Source organism: Maricaulis sp., from assembly GCF_017643475.1.
Classification (GTDB): domain Bacteria; phylum Pseudomonadota; class Alphaproteobacteria; order Caulobacterales; family Maricaulaceae; genus Maricaulis.
In genome coordinates, this window is record NZ_JAEPNI010000002.1 from 344,393 (window position 1) to 361,868 (window position 17,476).

Here is a 17,476-nt window from a genome sequence, read left to right on the forward strand (position 1 = left end):
GCGAGATCACTGCAGCCGGGGCAAAATCCATGAAACTGATGTCAGGCACGTCCAACGAACCGTTGGCCAAGGCGATTGCCGATTATCTCGACGCACCTCTCACCGCCAGCGAGATCGAACGTTTCGCGGATGGCGAGATTTTTGTCCGGATCGACGAAAACGTGCGCGGCGAGGATGTGTTTATCATCCAGTCGACCTCCTACCCCGCAAATGACCATTTGATGGAATTGCTGATCTGTATCGACGCCCTGGTCCGCGCCAGCGCCCGTCGCATCACAGCTGTCATTCCCTATTTCGGTTACGCCCGCCAGGACCGCAAGACCGGCGGCCGCACACCGATCTCCGCCAAGCTGGTCGCCAATCTGATCGCCAAGGCCGGTGCCGACCGCGTTCTGACCATCGATCTGCACGCCGGACAGATTCAGGGCTTTTTCGATATCCCGACAGACAATCTCTTCGCCACCCGCGTGATCGAGGATGATATCCGCCGGAACTACAAGACCGACGACCTGATGATCGTTTCGCCGGATGTCGGCGGTGTGGTCCGTGCCCGCGCGCTGGCCAAACTGCTCGATGCCGAGATCGCAATCGTCGACAAGCGTCGCCCCAAAGCCGGCGTGTCCGAGGTGATGAATATTATCGGTGATGTCGAAGGCCGTCGCTGCATCCTGTTTGACGACATGTGCGATAGCGGTGGCACACTGTGCAACGCGGCTGATGCCCTGCTCAAGGAAGGCGCGGTGGAAGTCTCTGCCTATGTCACCCACGGCGTTCTGTCCAATGACGCCCAGGGCCGTGTCCACAAGTCTGCCCTGCGCGAGATCGTGGTCACCGATTCCATTACGGAAATCCCCGGCTCGACGCAGACGGATAAAGTCCGGCGCCTGCCAGTCGCCCCCCTGCTCGGTGAAGCCATTCGACGCATCGCCAATGATGAGTCGGTATCGAAACTGTTTGACTAGGGCATGAATGCCCAGGCGGGTGCGCTGCAGCTCTTTCGGGCGCTGCGCCCCGCTAGATGTTCAAAATGGCCTTGATGACGAAAAACATCGTCAGCGCGTAAGCGATCAACACGGACGTGCTGAAGACACGCTGTGCCAGGGCGCCTTCGATCTGCCGGCCGGCATAATGTCCTGCCCATCCCGAGACAAAAAAAGCGCCGATGAGGTTGGCGAAAATCAGTGCAGTAAACGCCCCCCCTCCAGGAGCGGGACGTCAAAGATGAGGCTGAATAAAACAAATGCCACCGCAATCATGGCGACAAGTCCTGCAATTCGCCTGAGGTCGAGCGCATTGAACCAGTCCCGATCATCAGGATCACGGCCCGTCCCTTGGTTGCGATCTGACATTCACCTCTCCTTACACGCCTCACCTACTGTATTAGCACTGACTCTTACGCGCGCGTGTGGTTGCGCCTCGCGCGGGGTTGGGTTATAGCCCGCCGCTCGAAAGATTACGTGGCACGACGCCAAAGCAAAGACGCTGCCCCCCTCGTAGAGGCGGCGCGCATATTTAAGGAACTGGACCGATGAGCTCCAACATCGTTCTCACTGTAGACGTTCGCGAAGGCACCGGCACGGGCGCGGCTCGCGCTGCCCGCCGTGAAGACCTGGTCCCGGGCGTCCTCTATGGCGGCAAGCTGGACCCGGTTGCGATCAACCTGCGTGGCAATGAAGTCCGCAAGGCCCTGCTGACCGGCAACTTCATCTCTTCCATGATGGAGCTGGACCACGAAGGCAAGCGCCAGCAAGTCATCGCTCGCGATGTTCAATTCCACCCGGTTTCCGACCAGGTCATGCACGTTGACCTGTTCCGCGTTGACGAAGACACCAAGATCAACGTCGAAGTTGCGGTCCGTTTCGTCAACGAAAGCGACTCTCCGGGCATGAAGCGCGGCGGCGTTCTCAACGTCGTACGTCACTCCGTCGAGCTGGTCGTTCCGGCTGGCAACATTCCGGACGCAATCGAAGCTGACCTGACCGGCCTCGACATTGGCGATTCGGTGCACATCTCCGCAATCAAGCTGCCGGACGGCGCGAAGCCGGCGATCGCCGATCGCGACTTCACCGTTGCCACGCTGCAGGGCTCCCGTGCCGTTCTCACGGCTGACGAGGAAGAAGGCGCTGACGTGGCTGCTGACGCGGTCGAAGCGACCGAGCAGAAGAGCGACGAGGACTAGGTCCTCCCTGCTCCCTAGTGGGAGCCGTCGAGCTGAATTCAAAGGCCGCGATCTCGCAAGGGTTCGCGGCCTTGTGCTGAGAGGGGCACGAGAACGCCATGATGATCCTCGCCGGTCTCGGCAATCCCGAGGCGAAATATCTCCGCAACAGGCATAATGTGGGTTTCATGGCGCTGGACGTCATTGCCCAGGCCTATCATTGCGGCCCCTGGCGCAAGCGTTTCCAGGGACTGGCGACGGACCTGGTCATCGGGTCGAACAAGTTTCTCCTGCTCAAACCCCAGACCTTCTACAATAACTCCGGCCACGCGATCGGCGAGGCGGCGAATTTCTTCAAGGTCGATCCGTCCAAGGTCGTCGTCTTCCATGACGAGCTGGACCTGGCGCCGGGCAAGTTCCGTCTGAAGAAGGGCGGCGGCGCCGCCGGAAACAACGGCATCAAATCCACCACCAGCCAGCTGGGACCGGACTTCCTGCGCGGCCGTATCGGCGTCGGACATCCCGGCGACCGCAATCGCGTAACCGGCTATGTGCTCTCGGACTTCTCCAAGGCTGAGGAAAACTGGCTGATCGATTTGCTGGATGCGATCGCAGGCAGTATTGACCTGCTCGGCAAGGGCGAACTCGACGCCTTCCAGACACAAGTGACACACAAGGCACCGGCCCCCGAGCCGGTCAAGCGCGGCCCGCCCGCCAAAGAGGACTAGATCTCATGGGTTTCAAATGCGGCATTGTTGGCCTGCCCAACGTTGGCAAGTCCACGCTCTTCAACGCTCTGACGCAGACCGCTGCGGCCCAGGCGGCGAATTATCCGTTCTGTACCATCGAGCCGAATGTCGGTGATGTGGCTGTGCCGGAACCGCGCCTGGCCAAGCTGGCCGAGATCGCCCAGTCCAAGGAAGTCCTGCCGGCACGCATGAACTTCGTCGACATTGCCGGCCTGGTGGCGGGCGCGTCCAAGGGCGAAGGCCTGGGCAACCAGTTCCTCGCCAATATCCGCGAGACCGACGCCATCGCCTATGTGCTGCGCTGTTTCGATGATGATGACGTCACCCATGTCGCCAACAAGATCGACCCGCTGGCCGATCTCGAGACGGTTGAGACCGAGTTGATGCTGGCCGACCTGGAGAGCCTGGAAAAACGCCGCACCAATCTCGAAAAGAAAGCCAAATCCGGTGACAAGGACGCCAAGGCGACCATCGTCCTGGTCGACCTGGCGCTGGAACAGCTCAACAATGGCAAGCCGGCGCGTTTCGCCGAGGTCAACAAGGATGACGAGAAAGCCTGGAAGGGCCTACAGCTTCTGACCACCAAGCCGGTTCTCTTCATCGCCAATGTCGATGAAAACAGCGCTGCTGACGGCAATGACTACTCGAAAATCGTCTTCAAGCGCGCCGAGGAAGAAGGCGCCCAAGCGGTTGTCATCTCGGCCAAGATCGAGAGTGAGCTGGCCCTCCTGGAAGACGAGGAAGAGCGCGCGGAATATCTCGAGACCATCGGCCTTGAAGAGCCGGGCCTCGACCGCCTGATCCACACGGGATACGCGCTGCTGGGCCTACAGACCTATTTCACGGCCGGCCCCAAGGAAGCACGCGCCTGGACCATTCGCGAGGGCTATACCGCGCCGCAGGCTGCCGGTGTCATTCACGGTGATTTCGAGAAGGGTTTCATCCGCGCCGAGACCATCGCCTATGACGATTATGTCGCCTGTGGCGGTGAAAGCCCGGCCAAGGAAGCCGGCAAGATGCGCGCAGAAGGCAAGGATTACATCGTCCAGGACGGCGATGTGATGCATTTCCGCTTCAACGTCTGATCCTGAAGGCGGGGCCGCACACACCGGTGGCGGCCCGCAGAACCGGCAATGCCTTAATCATGGTTGATCGGGTGTGTGGAGATAACCACATCATCGATCACCACGCGGCCATCATTGACCGGCTGCAGCATCGCATCTCCACCGCCGTAATAGGACGCGAACACAAGCTTGTTGAGACGCAGGCTTTCCGTGTCGCGAAAACGAACGCCTTGCTCGATGAGCGCAAGCTCTCCGTCCAGGGTGACCTCGATGACACCATCGGACAGGCCGGGCGTGTTCAGGCGGATGTGTTGCTCGATCGTATGCCATTCACCGACGCGAAACTGCCTGGTGCCGGAATCGCCGTAGTCCCAAGGCAGGACATCTCCCGTGTCCGACAGCTGTGCCGGGTGATACAGCCGCTGCGCCACATCACCGCCGGGTCGCCAGACGACCGGTGCCGACCACCAGTCCATACCGTTGGCGAGGCTGTCGGGGTTTCCACCCGCCAGGCCGGTCAGCGTACCGCCGGCGCCAAAGTCGAAGCCCGGCTCGAACCGGATCCTGTAAGACAGATACAACTCATCCCGCGCCGGGAGGCTCGTGATCCAGTGAGCGCCGCTATACCGCTCCCCGACCGCCAGCGCGTCCAGTGAAATCGCCAGGGCCTGCCCCTGGAAGGCCTCTGGCCAGCTGACGATTTCCGCACGCCCTGCGTTCACGCCGCTCACACGCTGAGCATTGCTGAAAAGCGGCTCCAGTTCGGCCGCGGACAGCTTGCCAGTCACGCTGCCGTTGAAATTCTGCACATTGCTGCTGCCAGGCGCCGGGATGGTTCGGGTCTCATAAAGCGGCGTTCCATCACGAAGATGGGCCTCGATGAAGTTCAGGGTGAGATCGAAGAACGTCACGCCATCAACCCCCAGCCGGGTGGTCGCGACCCCGTGCCCGCCGCCGTCCACGGTGTAGAAAGCATAGGGGACCTGATTTAGGTCGGCATCGGCTTGCAGCGCCAGCGCGCTGTCGTAATCGACCGTCGGGTCTTCGTCCCCATGCAGGATGAACAGAGGCGCATCGCCGGCCTGCATGGCGTCGGGAACGATCTGCGCTCCCCAGTAGTCAATCACTACCGACTGTCCGACCGGCGCCAGGCCGGCATCGTCGAGCGCATAGCCGAGCAAAAGGCTGATATACGCACCGGCAGACCGTCCCCAAAGGGCGAACCGGTCGGGGTCCACACAAAGCTCATCCGCATTCTCCTGCACCCATTCAACCGCGCTGCGCGCATCCCCGACCGAACTGGCAATGGTCCTGAGCAATTGCAGGTCTTCCGGCGTGAGCTCGGTGTTTTCATCGACCAGGCTGAGAAAGAGCTGGTACAGCGCATCGATTTCGGGACCGGGCTCGGGGTCATCACCAAAAAGCCGATAATCGATGGCGACACCCACGAAATCGCGTTCGGCCAAGGCTTCACCGCTTTCCGGCCAGACGGACTTCGAGCCTCCGGTAAAACCGCCACCATGGATCATGACCACAAAGGGCCGCGGGTCACCGCATGCCTCGCCGGACTGATAAACATCCAACAACAGGTCAAGCTGGGCGTTGCCGCCGTCAACAGCGGCGCTGCCATAGACAACATCCGTCATACTGAGCGGAGGAGAAGAAGGCGGCGGTGGCGGTGGCGGTGGCGCTGGCGGCGAGGGAACGCCACCTCCACCGGAGCCAGACGATCCACCACCACCGCACGCGCTCAAGCTTGCCGCGGCCAAAAAACTCAAAACAACTGCCCTGATATTCAATGTCATCCCCATCCCAAAGCACCACACAAGACGATCGTCAAAGACCGCCCTCAGGACTGGAAACGGAATGAATAATCATATTCCGTCGGTAAGATCGTTTTTTTGCGACCAGACCGCAAATTTTCTCAGCACCGCGCGTTGCTATCTCGGCTTAACCCAGTGGGTCCTCCAGGATCGTCTCGAATGCACCCGCATCAATCATGGTGCGGGCCATGAGCAGGCCGGGATTGCCCTTCTTGCGCGGCGTGCCCCCTCGGTTCGCCGGTAAAGTCGAATCCAGCTGCCCGCTTTCGAAATGCCGACGCACATGCGCCGCGCCGCCTCACGCGTGGACAAACCCTCCTCTGCGACCAGACGTTCAACCCGCCAGCGTAGATCCTCGCTCATCGCTCCCGGCACGCTTGCCCGGCCAAATCATCGACTATGACAGGATCAGACTCTCGAAATAAACGAGGAACTGGAGGGGCCCAGGTCATACCTTAAGTGCCGACCCGGCTTAATCAGACTTGAGACCCGTCCGCCCTCGCCTCCACCCACACAATAGCTGGTCAAGGCCAGATGCCTCGAGCCTCGCTTCTGGCCTCCTCGACTGGCTGGGTAGACATAATCAGATCATCGAACAAAATTTCGCTATCATTTATCGGCTGAGCATGCGCCTCGCCGCCGCCAAAATATGCAGAAAAGACGAGTTTATTTATGTAGAGATTGTCGAATTCACGTAGATTTATCCCGTCGATCTGGATGATATTTTCGCCATTTACCGAAACTTCAACCAAACCATCGGCCTCCCCTGGAGTGTTCATTCGAATGAACTGAAGAACGGAATACCACTCCCCAGTGTCAAAATTCCATGGACCTGAGACGGGTACGTTCGGGAGAAAGATGTCACCTGTCGGGTTTGTTTGTTCGAAGTAAGTTAGTCGCTGGGCAATGGTCCCGCTAGGCCGCCAGACAATCGGTGCCGACCACGAATTTACGGTATTCAGGTTACCGCCTGCGAGGCCAGGGAGAGTACCACCAGCATCAAAATCAAATCCGTCTGCAAACTGTACGCGATAAGAAAGATAAAATTCATTGCGCCTGGAAATCGGTGTGATCCAAGAGGCGCCACTGTTATCGGCCCCGACGTTTAGAGCATCAACGCGTATCTCCAATACCCGCTCCGATGCTAAATTTTCCAATTCTGTTACAAATACACGACCCTCCGAGACGCCGTTAATATCGCGTGAATCAGGAAAAAGACTATCTAGGGCCTCGGGGGACACGACCCCCGGTTGAGCACTTTCAAAGTCTTGCACAAAGTTGCGCCCAAGCGACGGCACGGTTCTTTGCTCATAATGAGGGCTACCTCCGGTGAGATGATCTTCAACAAAATCCAGAGTAATTTCCAAGAAGCTCTTGCCATCAACTCCGTTTGTGAAAACCCCTACCTCATCTTTACCGTGTCCGGCCCTGTCTACTGTGTAGAAGCTATATGGTAATTGGGCGAGCTCGAGCTCGTCCTGTATCGATAATGCCTCGGAATATTCAACGGTGAGGTCAGCATTGCCGTGTAGAATGAGCAACGGAGAATCATCAGACCGAATTGTGTCCGGGACGATTAGTGAGCCATAGTAGTCGATAACGGCTAATTGATTTGTGGCCTCGAGTTCTGCGTCGTCCATCACGTAACCAAGTGTCATAGCGATGGTGGCGCCGGCCGACGCGCCCCAAATGGCTATGCGATCTGCGTCCGCGCAAATCTCGTCAGAGTGATCAACGACCCAATCCAACGCCTTTCTCGCGTCTTCGACAGAACTTACAACTGTATCCACATATTGAAGCTGTTCTGTGGTAGGATCGGAGACGTCACTGTTTTCCAGGATCAAATCCCTAAGTGTGCCGTAGGGTGAGCTGATTTCCGGATCATCGCTGAAAATCCGATAGTCTATTGAGATTCCAACAAAGCCGCGGTCTGCAACGGCGGCACCTATCTCCCTCCACAACTCAGCGGATTTGGACCCGCCCGTAAAGCCGCCGCCATGGACAAGTAAAACAACAGGGCGAGGCACCCCACAGGTTTGTCCTGACTGGTAAACATCAAGAAGCAGTTCGACCTCCGCATTACCACCGTCTACTGAGCCCGTCGCATATACAACATCCGTCATACTGAGCGGAGGAGAAGAAGGCGGCGGTGGCGGTGGCGGTGGCGCTGGCGGCGAGGGAACAGAGCCTCCACCGGAGCCAGACGATCCACCACCACCGCACGCACTCAAGCTTGCCGCGACCAAAAAACTCAAAACAACTGCCTTGATATTCAATGTCATCCCCATCCCAAAGCACCACACAAGACGACCGTCAAAGACCGCCCTCAGGACTGGAAACGGAATGAATAATCATATTCCGTCGGTAAGATCGGCTTTTCACGAATCTGGCAGAGAGTTTACCCGGCGCAGCGAGCGATATCCGGCTTAACCCAGCGGGTCTTCCAGGATCGTCTCGAATACACCCACATCAATCATGGTGCGGGCCATGATCATGGCGCCCTGGAGCTTGGCGATGAGGGTCAGGGCGGCGCGTTCGCGCGCGTCATCATCGGCAAAGCGCGTATCATCCGCCAGTACCGCCATCAGCCAGTCCCGGTTCCTCTCGAAGAAGACCCGGGTTTCCTCGGCAACATTGCCGGGCAGGCTGGTTACCTCGGCGCCAAACAGACCGCACAGACACATCAGCCGATCCTCGATCATCGAGGTGCGGAAAGCATTGATATAACGCGCGATCTTCTCGTCGACCGTACCCTCGCCTCGAGGATCCCCCAGACCGTGGATGAAACGCTCGTTGTAGCGCTGGGTCATCGCGATCCCGAGATCTTCTTTGGTCGGGAAATGATAGTGCACGCTGGCCGACTTGATCCCGACGCCCCGGGCAAGATCACGGAAACTGAACCCGCCATACCCGCCGGAACGCGCCAGTTTTTCAGCGGCATCGAGTATCTCTTCGGCCTTTTGCGCCCGCATGGCACGCTCCTCTTCTATCAGCTGATAGATAGGAGGGCTCGCCTGTTGCAGCAAGCCTGCGACAGTTTGCAGCGTGCCTCAGGCTTGCGTTATGTGCCCGGTCAATTACATGCATCTTGAATACCAGTTATGGATACCCAGATGAGCACGCCCTACCCGCCCCGCGTCACCGAAGCTCGCGAGAAAGCCCATGCGGACGCAGATCGAGCCGGTATTGACCGAGAACTGATCTCTGACCTCGTGGATACATTTTACGAAAATGTGCGCGCTCACCCGGCGCTAGGGCCGATCTTTGACGGGCAGATCCAGGACAATTGGGAACCGCACCTGGAGACGATGAAACAATTCTGGGGCTCACTGGTCTTCCATGACGGCCAGTATTCCGGCCGCCCCATGCCGGCGCACATGAAACTGAAGCACCGTGTCCACCGCGGCCATTTCCAGACCTGGCTGGCACTGTTCGACCAGTCGCTGCAGGAAATCGGTGCCACCGAGGAGGCGCGGAACTGGTTCCTGGAGCGCGCCAATCGCATCGCCAATTCCTTCCAGTTGCAGATGTATTACACGCCACGCTGAACTGAAGTTTTTCCGCCTGGCCGCTTGCTGTAACGCATTTTGAGGCGCAGTCTGCCCCTCCAACCCCGACGGATTGCCCCGATGACGACGTCAAACACCAAAACAGCCGAGGAGCTGCCGCTCCCGGTGTGGGAACTGGTTGCGCTGTTTGTAGCCATGACCGCACTGGTCGCCCTGGCCATCGACATGATGCTGCCGGCCCTGGACGATATCGCCCGGGAACTCAGCGTCGAGCGTGCCAATGACCAGCAATATGTGATCACCGCCTATCTGGCCGGTTTTTCTGCCCTGCAGATCTTCTACGGGCCGCTGGCGGACCGGTTCGGGCGCAAGCCCGTCATGCTGACGGCCATCGCGCTGTTCCTGCTGGTCACCGTCATCTGTGCCTTCACGCCCAGCTTCTCGCTGCTCTTGCTCGCGCGCTTCCTGCAGGGCGGTGCCGCTGCGGCCAGCCGCGTGATCACGGTGGCCATTGCCCGCGACCTGACCTCCGGCCGTCGCATGGCCGAAATCATGTCCATGGTCATGACCGCTTTCATGGCTGTGCCCGTCCTGGCCCCCAGTATCGGTCAGATCGTGTTGACGATCTTTGGCGACTGGCGAGCGATTTTCGGTTTCCTGATCGTGTTCGGCGTGGCCCTGGCCGCGTGGATCCAGATCCGCCTGCCCGAAACCCTGCACCCGGAATACAGGACCGAGCTGAATGTGCCCGTGGTCGCCAAGTCATTTGCCGAGGCGATGAGCAATCGCATCATGCTGGGCTACACGATCGCAGGCCTGTCCTTCTTTGGCGGTCTCTACGCCTTCCTGGGCAGTTCACAGCAGATTTTCGTCGAGCATTTCGGCCTGACCGACAATCAATTCCCGATCGCTTTTGCCGTCCTTGCCACAGGCATGAGTTTCACCAGCTATGCCAATTCCAAACTCGTGAGCCGGCTGGGGCAGAGGCGGCTGGCGCATGGTGCGCTGATCGGCTTCACCGGCATCAGCGCCCTGCACGCGCTCATCCTGCTGGCGGGCATCGACAATCTCTACCTCTTCATTTTCCTGCTTTCAGTCGCACTGGCTTTCCTAGGCCTGATCGCGGCCAATTTCAGCTCTATCGCCATGGAGCCCATGGGCCATATCGCCGGCACCGCCTCAGCGGCCTATGGCTTCGTCAGCGGTATTGGCGCCACCATGGTCGGCATGTTTATCGGCCAGTTGTATGACGGCACCGCGGTGCCGCTGATCGCTGGCCAGGCCGTCGTGGGCGGGCTAAGCCTGATCGCAGTGTTCATCACCGAGCGCGGACAATTGTTTGGCGTAGGCGAGGACAGCGAGGCGGGCTAAGCTTCTCCCAAAAGGGGAGATTTCATGAGCTTTGACACCGTCCGCCTCGATATCGACGAACAAATCGCCACGATCACGCTTAACCGTCCGCATCGGCTCAACGCCTTCACCTATGAAATGGGAGACGAGCTGATCGATATCTTCGACCAGCTTGATGCCGATGATGAGGTCCGCGCGATCATCATCACCGGCGAGGGCAAGGCGTTTTGTGCGGGAGCAGACCTGTCCACCGGCGCCGAGACCTTCGACATGGTCGCCCAGACCCAGCATGACGGCACGTTCGACCCGATGGACGAGAAATGGCGTGATCGCGGCGGCGTGCTGAACCTGCGCATCTGGAATTCAAAAAAGCCCGTCATCGCCGCCATCAACGGTGCCTCGGTCGGCATTGGCGCGACCATGATCCTGCCCATGGATATCCGTCTGGCCGGGATGAGCGCCAAATTCGCCTTTCCCTTCGCCAAGCGCGGCATTGTCTGGGATGGATGTGCCAGCTGGTTCCTGCCCCGTGTGGTTGGAATCTCAACGGCTATGGACTGGGGCCTGACCGGACGGACCTTCAGCTCCGCCGAGGCCTTCGAGAACGGCCTCGTCTCACGCGTCGTCCCGGACGAGGACCTGATGGCAGAGGCCCGTGAACGCGCGCGCCTGATGGCGGAGAACTGCGCGCCGGTTTCGCTCGCCCTGATGCGTCAGATGGCCTGGCGAATGCAGGGAGCTGACCACCCCATGATCGCCCACCGGATCGAAACCCGGGGCATTCTGAAGGCCGGCATGGGCAAGGATGCCGAGGAAGGCGTGATGTCCTTCTTGGAGAAACGGCAACCAAACTTCCCAATGAAGGTTTCCGAAGACTTGCCGGACTGGTACCCTTGGTGGGCTGAGGCGGAAGACGCTTATTCTGCGGGCTGAGTTTGCAAACGCTGGGGGCGTTTGACGCGAGGGACGAGGTTTGATGTCTGAACAATCACGCGTGCGCATTGGCGCCGATTTCTACCTGTTGACCCTGTTGATGGTGCCCGTGACCTATCTCCTGCATGAGCTGGGTCATTGGGGGGCCGGTGAAATGCTGGGGGTCGATATGTGGATGACCCTCAACAAGGCCGGGCCAGTTGATCGCTCCTATCCCAGCGAGGAGATCTCTATCCTTGTCTCTCTCGCCGGCCCTGCCGTGACGGTCGCCATCGGGATTTTCGCCTATTTCTACGCAATCATGTTCCGCTCGGTCGTGGCGTACGGCATCTTGTACATCCAATTCCTGTTGCGCGGCCTTGCCGGCGGCATCTCGCTGCTCGGCGAGCATCCCAATGATGAGGCCGCGGCGGGTCTTGCACTGGGCATCGGCATCTACCCGATCACCCTGGGCGTGGTGGGTTTCCTGTTCATCCTGCTCTGGGATGCGGCCCGGCGACTGCGTCCGGGCTTTGCGCACAACCTGGGCGCCTATGTGCTGATCAATGCCGTGATCACCGCCATCGTCTTCTCTGACGGGGCCTTGCGCGCTGCAGACATCCGCCTGCTCTAGAGCAACTCACCGCGGGAAATCATCACGGCATCCCCACCGATCATGGCGTCGGTGAGCTGGCCGTTTCCCAGTTTCAGGACAAGGCGCAACAGGCTCGGGCGCCCCATCTCGATGCCCTGGTAGACAGACAATGCCGTCTCGCCTTCGCCGAACCCGCCCTGCTCGGCGAGAAGCCCCATGAAGGCCGCTGCCGCTCCGCCTGTAGCCGGGTCCTCGAGAATTCCCAGGTGCGGCGCAAACATGCGCACGCGCCAGTCATTGGTGTGTTCCATCGAGCTGGCCTTGGCGACGAGATAGGCCTGGATTGGGGTATCTCCGCCAAACACGGCTTCAAACGCGGGCATGTTCAGCTGGATCCGCGCCAGGTCCTCGGCATAACGCACCGGAACAATGCCAATCGGCACACCGGCCGACCAGACGCCCATATCCAGCGGCGTATTCAGGAAACAATCCGGCTCGATGCCAAACGCCTCGGATAACCGGTCCGGGCTCGGGATATCCGCGACGCGTTCGGGCAGGCGTGGCAGGAAAAAGCGGGCAGAGCCATGAGTGGCTGAATTGATGCGCGCATCCGCAGTGATATCCCCCACAGTCTCTTCCAGCACATAACGCTTGCGCGTGCCCGGCTCACCACCGGCCTTCAGGGCCAGGGCGATCGCCGACCCCACGGTCGGGTGGCCGGCAAAGGGCAGTTCTTCCTTGGGCGTGAAGATGCGCACGCCCCAGTCAGCGTCACGGCCGCGAGGCTCGGTAATGAACACGGTTTCAGACAGGTTGAACTCGGCAGCAATTGCCTGCATCGCCGCATCGTCCAGATCATCCGCCTCATAAACGACAGCCAGGGGATTACCCGCCATCGGCGTATCGGTAAAAACGTCGAAAGTTTCAAAACGATGGGGCATGCGGTCCTCGCGGTTCGAGCAGAAGTCTCAGGCGACCATTTCGGATCAGTCGGCCAGGTCTTCAAGGTCCTCGTCTGTCAACGCGCCATCGACGCGCCAGCCATACCCATCCCCCTGGGCCAGCGTGTCAGCGATCCAGGGCAGGCCTTGGACCAGCTTCTCTTCCAGTGTCCAGGGCGGATTGATGACCACCACGCCGGCGCCCGCGAGCTTGCCCTCGCTTGCCAGGTCTCGGATCCACAGATCAGCGCGCAGGATTTTTTCTGGTGCCAGCTGTTTCTCCGAGATCAGCCACTCCGCCAGGCCGTTGTCGAAGCGGTCGGCGGCCCAGAGATTTTTCAGCGAACGCCAGAACACGAATGTGCCTGTCGGCCACTTGTCCAGCGCCGCCATGACGGCCTCAGCCATGTGCGCCAGCTCATCCTTGTCCTCGAACGGCGGGTCGATCAGCACAAGACCGCGTTTTTCCGGCGGCGGCACCAGCGATTTGAGCGCCTTGTAGCCATCGCGCTGCTCGACCCTCACCCGCTTATCGCGCTTGTAGCGCGCATCCAGCGTTTCGCTGTCCTGGGGATGGAGTTCACACAAATGCAGCCGGTCGCCCTCGCGCATCAGGCGCGTCGCGATCTCCGGCGAACCGGGATAATGGCGCAGGGTGTCGCCTTCATTCATATCGCGAATAATGCCGAGATACGGGGCCAGCAGACTTTCAACCGCGTCAGGCAGCTCCGCGTTGATCAGGCGTCCGATGCCGTCCTTCCATTCCGGGCTCCGCGCGGCTTCGTCACCGGCGAGGTCATAGCCACCGATACCGGAATGCGTGTCGATATAGCGGTAGGGTTTGGGCTTGGCGTTGAGATGCTCAACACACTTGGCCAGGACAAGATGTTTGAGAATGTCGGCAAAATTGCCGGCGTGAAAAGCGTGGCGGTAATTCATGGGCGGGCTATAGCGCGCGCCTGCATGTCCTGCAATCGAAGAGCGGACTCACAACGAGTTCACTTTGCGCCGCGGGTTCACCGCTCTAGTTTGGGTCCCAGATCTCGGGGAGAGAAACATGATCCGTTCACTTTGCGCCGCGCTCGCTGCGCTTTGCCTGTCCGTGTCCAGCCTGGCCCAGGACGGCAACACACCGGAACCACGCGTTTACGAGAGCCGCGGCCAGGTCAGCATTGACGGCCAGCGTATCCGCTACAGCGTCACCGCGGGCGAGACCTATCTGGAAGACAATGAAGGCAATCCGGTCGCCTCCATTTTCTCCACCGCCTATATCGCGGACGGCATGACAGACCCGCGCACACGCCCCGTCGCCTTTGTCTTCAATGGCGGACCGGGCTCTGCCAGCCTGTGGCTGCACATGGGCGTATTCGGCCCGCAGCGCCTCGCCCTGCCCGACGCGATGGATGACGGCGCCGCGCCCTTTGACGTCGTCGAGAATGTGCATTCCATCCTCGATGTGGCGGATCTGGTTTTTGTCGACCCGGTTGGCACGGGCTGGAGCCGCACGCTGGGTGAAGGCGAAACGAGCGATTACTGGGGCGTCACCGAGGATGCCGAGAGCCTCGCGACCTTCATTCGCCAGTGGCTGGCCGACAATCAGCGCTGGAATTCGCCCAAATACCTGCTGGGTGAAAGTTACGGCACGCTGCGCATCGGCGCCCTGCTGAACGAGCTGGAAGGGGGGTATACCGACGTGGCCATTAATGGTGTCGCCCTGATCTCCACTGTCGTGGACTTCCGCTATGACGATACCTCGCCGGGCAATGATATCGGCTATGTCGGCCTGATGCCGGGCTTTGCCGCGACCGCCTGGTATCACGGCAAGGTCGACCAGGCCCGCTGGAATGGTGATCTGGAAGCCTTCCTGGCCGATGCGCGCACCTTTGCCATCGAGGAATACATGCCGGCCCTGCTGTATGGCGTGATGCTGGACGAGGGTCGTCGCGCCCGCATCGTCGCCGAGCTGTCCGACTATATCGGCCTGTCCGAGCAATTCATCGACCGCGCCAATCTGCGCATCTCGCTGCAGCGTTTCCAGCGCGAGCCGCGTCGCGATGAGGGCCTGTCCGTAGGCCGTCTCGACAGCCGTTTCACCGGTCTCGAGGTCGACGGTGTCGGCGAAGGTCCGGAAACCGATCCGAGCTTTTACGGCATTGATGCCAGCTTCACGGCCTCCATGCTGGATTATTTCACACGCACGCTGGGCGTTGATATCTCGGACTATTATTCCACCATTGGCGGCGTGCGCGGCTGGAACTGGAATGCCGGAAGGTCAGGCAATAACAACTACATCAATGTCGGTCCGTGGATCGCCCGCGCCATGCGCCAGAACTCAGATCTCGAAGTGCTGGTCGCCCAGGGCTATTACGACCTGGCCACCCCCTTCTTCGCCGCCGAACTGATGTTCAACCAGCCCGGCTTCGTCCAGGACCGTGTAACCTTCACCTATTATGAAGCCGGCCACATGATGTACATCCACGAACCCTCCCTGGAGACGTTCGCACAGGATGTGCGCGAGATGATCGCGGAGTAGTTTCCACACTCACCGTCACCCTGACGAAGGTCCGGGCCCAGTTCGAAGGGCGATGGCGTTTCAGGAACAAGCGCTTTCTGGAGCGGGACCCAGCCTAATGAACTGGGTCCCTGCCTTCGCAGGGATGACGGGGGTAGAAGGCGCAGTTGTCTTCATCCTTTCCCTTAATGGGAAAGGTGTCCGCGAAGCGGGCGGATAGGGTGCGGCCCGAAAGGGCCGACTTGAAACCGCGCCTTCGGCACGCCCTACTCGCCCTCATACTCCACGAGCGAAGACACAGGCACGCCCATCGCTTCGATACGCTTGGCACCGCCCAGGTCCGGCAGATCGATAACAAAGGCTGCGCCGACCACTGTTGCACCGGCACGCTGAAGCAGCTTGATCGACGCCTCAGCCGTCCCACCCGTCGCGATCAGATCGTCGACCAGGAGCACGCGGTCGCCTTCCTTGATGGCGTCGACATGGATCTCGATCGTGTCGGTGCCATATTCCAGCTCATAATCCTCGGCGATGGTGCGATAGGGCAGCTTGCCCTTCTTGCGCACCGGCGTGAAACCGACGGAGAGCTGATGCGCCACAGCGCCGCCCAGGATGAAGCCCCGCGCTTCGGTGCCCGCGACCATGTCGATCTTGGCGCCGGCCCAGGGCTGGACCATCTGGTCGACTGCCACGCGGAACGCGCGCGCATCACCAATCAGGGTTGTTACATCACGGAACATGATCCCCGGCTTGGGATAGTCGGGAATGGTGCGAATAACCGATTTCAGGTCCATGAGAGCCTCTAGAGAGGGTTTTCGTAGGGATTCGTATAGTCTTCTAGCTGGGCTTTGGAATGCCAGTCCAGATAATCTTTCTCCGACAGCAGGGTGTCGCAATAGGACTGGGCTTCGGAATGCAGCTCGACGGCATAACTTCTGAAACGGCTGGCCACGGGCGTGAAGAAAGCATCCGCGATCGACCACTCGCCGAACATGAATTCGCCGGCGGGCGTCATGACATCATGCCAGAGTGCCTGCATGACAGCGATATCCATCTGGGTGACGTCGTCGAGATCCTTGTAGACACCCTCCCGGCACAGATCCATCGGACAGTGTTCGCGCAGCGACAGGAAACCGGCGTGCATGGATGAGACAGCCGCCCGGGCACGGGCTCGCAACATGTCCTGGGCTGGCCAGAGGTCTGGCTTGCGTTCGGCCGCCCATTCACAGATCGCCAGCGAGTCCCAGATCACGCCATCGGCAGTATGCAGCGCGGGTACGGTGCCACCGGGAGAAATCTCGGAAATGGCCGAGCGGGTTTCCCCCTCATTGAGCGGGATCAGGCGTGTTTCGAACTCGATGCCGGATTTCTGCAGCACAAGCCAGGCGCGCAGCGACCAGCTCGAAAAACGGCGATTACCGATATAAAGGACGGGCAGGCTCAACTAGTTGCTCTCCAGCTCCGATTGGCGGGCGCGTGTCATCGCGACCTGGCAGTCCAGCGTGATATCCGTGCGAGAGGCCTCGCTGACAAACATCAGGGCGCCCCGGCGACCACATTCCGCATCGCGATAGGTCTGCCAGTGCTGATGCGCCGTTTCCAGCATCTCCGCCGCGCGGAACATGCCCCCACTGTCCAGATCGGCCTCCCCGGCCTCCTGGCGGGCATTGTCCAGCGCCGTGTCGAGCTGCCGTTCCGCATCCCGCAACAGATCACGCAGGCAATTATGCCTGGCGCGGTCATTGGTCAGGTGCTGGGAACATTCAACGAGCGGACGGCGCGGCGCGAGGGCCAGGTCCTGGGTGGCAGAGGCCGCCGCCAGGGCGAAAACGAACTCGATCATCGTCTACTCCGATAATGGGT

General features: G+C 60.0%; 18 protein-coding genes. 9 read left to right on the plus strand and 9 right to left on the minus strand.

The features are described 5' to 3' along the window. The first annotated feature begins 29 nt into the window (after positions 1-29). Positions 30-962: a ribose-phosphate pyrophosphokinase gene (locus JJ889_RS08965; protein ID WP_291894036.1), complete on the plus strand. Its 933-nt coding sequence runs from the start codon at positions 30-32 to the stop codon at positions 960-962. A 216-nt stretch (positions 963-1,178) separates the two neighbouring features. Here JJ889_RS08965 and JJ889_RS08970 read toward each other — a convergent pair whose 3' ends face one another. Further along, positions 1,179-1,349: a hypothetical protein gene (locus JJ889_RS08970; protein ID WP_291894038.1), complete on the minus strand. Its 171-nt coding sequence runs from the start codon at positions 1,347-1,349 to the stop codon at positions 1,179-1,181. 179 nt (positions 1,350-1,528) lie between these two features. Between JJ889_RS08970 and JJ889_RS08975 the strand changes: the two genes are divergently transcribed. From JJ889_RS08975 to ychF, 3 genes are all read left to right on the plus strand, one after another. Beyond that, positions 1,529-2,179, plus strand: a complete 651-nt coding sequence (locus tag JJ889_RS08975) for a 50S ribosomal protein L25/general stress protein Ctc (protein WP_291894040.1) — start codon at positions 1,529-1,531, stop codon at positions 2,177-2,179. Between the two features lie 98 nt (positions 2,180-2,277). After that, on the plus strand, positions 2,278-2,886 hold the full coding sequence (gene pth, locus JJ889_RS08980; RefSeq protein WP_291894042.1) for an aminoacyl-tRNA hydrolase: 609 nt from the start codon (positions 2,278-2,280) through the stop codon (positions 2,884-2,886). Positions 2,887-2,891: 5 nt separating this feature from the next. After that, on the plus strand, positions 2,892-3,992 hold the full coding sequence (ychF, locus tag JJ889_RS08985) for a redox-regulated ATPase YchF (protein WP_291894044.1): 1,101 nt from the start codon (positions 2,892-2,894) through the stop codon (positions 3,990-3,992). Between the two features lie 53 nt (positions 3,993-4,045). Here ychF and JJ889_RS08990 read toward each other — a convergent pair whose 3' ends face one another. The 3 genes from JJ889_RS08990 to JJ889_RS09000 all read right to left on the minus strand — a co-directional run bounded on the left by JJ889_RS08990 (position 4,046) and on the right by JJ889_RS09000 (position 8,766). After that, positions 4,046-5,617, minus strand: coding sequence for a polysaccharide lyase (locus JJ889_RS08990; RefSeq protein WP_291894046.1), 1,572 nt, complete (start codon positions 5,615-5,617; stop codon positions 4,046-4,048). A 701-nt stretch (positions 5,618-6,318) separates the two neighbouring features. Next, entirely contained in the window at positions 6,319-8,076 is a 1,758-nt protein-coding gene (locus JJ889_RS08995) for an alpha/beta hydrolase (RefSeq protein WP_291894048.1), read from the minus strand. Positions 8,077-8,220: 144 nt separating this feature from the next. Next, positions 8,221-8,766 carry a TetR/AcrR family transcriptional regulator gene (locus JJ889_RS09000; RefSeq protein WP_291894050.1) on the minus strand — a complete coding sequence of 182 codons (546 nt, stop codon included), beginning with the start codon at positions 8,764-8,766 and terminating at the stop codon, positions 8,221-8,223. A 141-nt stretch (positions 8,767-8,907) separates the two neighbouring features. Here JJ889_RS09000 and JJ889_RS09005 point away from each other — a divergent pair, with 141 nt between their 5' ends. From JJ889_RS09005 to JJ889_RS09020, 4 genes are all read left to right on the plus strand, one after another. Beyond that, positions 8,908-9,342 (plus strand): group III truncated hemoglobin, encoded by a 435-nt coding sequence (locus tag JJ889_RS09005; RefSeq protein WP_291894052.1) that lies wholly within the window; start codon positions 8,908-8,910, stop codon positions 9,340-9,342. A gap of 81 nt (positions 9,343-9,423) precedes the next feature. Then, complete coding sequence (locus JJ889_RS09010) at positions 9,424-10,674, plus strand: multidrug effflux MFS transporter (protein WP_291894054.1); 1,251 nt, start codon at positions 9,424-9,426, stop codon at positions 10,672-10,674. Positions 10,675-10,698: 24 nt separating this feature from the next. Continuing rightward, complete coding sequence (locus JJ889_RS09015) at positions 10,699-11,586, plus strand: crotonase/enoyl-CoA hydratase family protein (RefSeq protein ID WP_291894056.1); 888 nt, start codon at positions 10,699-10,701, stop codon at positions 11,584-11,586. A gap of 43 nt (positions 11,587-11,629) precedes the next feature. Beyond that, positions 11,630-12,199, plus strand: coding sequence for a hypothetical protein (locus JJ889_RS09020; protein WP_291894058.1), 570 nt, complete (start codon positions 11,630-11,632; stop codon positions 12,197-12,199). Here the strand turns inward: JJ889_RS09020 and JJ889_RS09025 are convergent. Together JJ889_RS09025 and rlmJ are read right to left on the minus strand one after the other, a co-directional pair. Further along, positions 12,196-13,101 (minus strand): PhzF family phenazine biosynthesis protein, encoded by a 906-nt coding sequence (locus JJ889_RS09025; RefSeq protein WP_291894060.1) that lies wholly within the window; start codon positions 13,099-13,101, stop codon positions 12,196-12,198. The genes JJ889_RS09020 and JJ889_RS09025 overlap by 4 nt on opposite strands. Before the next feature lie 45 nt (positions 13,102-13,146). Beyond that, positions 13,147-14,040, minus strand: a complete 894-nt coding sequence (gene rlmJ, locus JJ889_RS09030; RefSeq protein WP_291894062.1) for a 23S rRNA (adenine(2030)-N(6))-methyltransferase RlmJ — start codon at positions 14,038-14,040, stop codon at positions 13,147-13,149. A gap of 118 nt (positions 14,041-14,158) precedes the next feature. Between rlmJ and JJ889_RS09035 the strand changes: the two genes are divergently transcribed. Continuing rightward, the gene (locus tag JJ889_RS09035) at positions 14,159-15,634 is read left to right on the plus strand and encodes a peptidase S10 (protein WP_291894064.1); all 1,476 of its coding nucleotides are present in this window, start codon (positions 14,159-14,161) and stop codon (positions 15,632-15,634) included. Positions 15,635-15,879: 245 nt separating this feature from the next. Here JJ889_RS09035 and JJ889_RS09040 read toward each other — a convergent pair whose 3' ends face one another. The 3 genes from JJ889_RS09040 to JJ889_RS09050 are packed head-to-tail and all read right to left on the minus strand — an operon-like array spanning position 15,880 to position 17,456. Beyond that, positions 15,880-16,407 (minus strand): adenine phosphoribosyltransferase, encoded by a 528-nt coding sequence (locus JJ889_RS09040; RefSeq protein ID WP_291894066.1) that lies wholly within the window; start codon positions 16,405-16,407, stop codon positions 15,880-15,882. Between the two features lie 8 nt (positions 16,408-16,415). Beyond that, positions 16,416-17,057: a glutathione S-transferase family protein gene (locus tag JJ889_RS09045; protein ID WP_291894069.1), complete on the minus strand. Its 642-nt coding sequence runs from the start codon at positions 17,055-17,057 to the stop codon at positions 16,416-16,418. Beyond that, the gene (locus tag JJ889_RS09050; protein WP_291894070.1) at positions 17,058-17,456 is read right to left on the minus strand and encodes a lysozyme inhibitor LprI family protein; all 399 of its coding nucleotides are present in this window, start codon (positions 17,454-17,456) and stop codon (positions 17,058-17,060) included. Positions 17,457-17,476 lie beyond the last annotated feature (20 nt).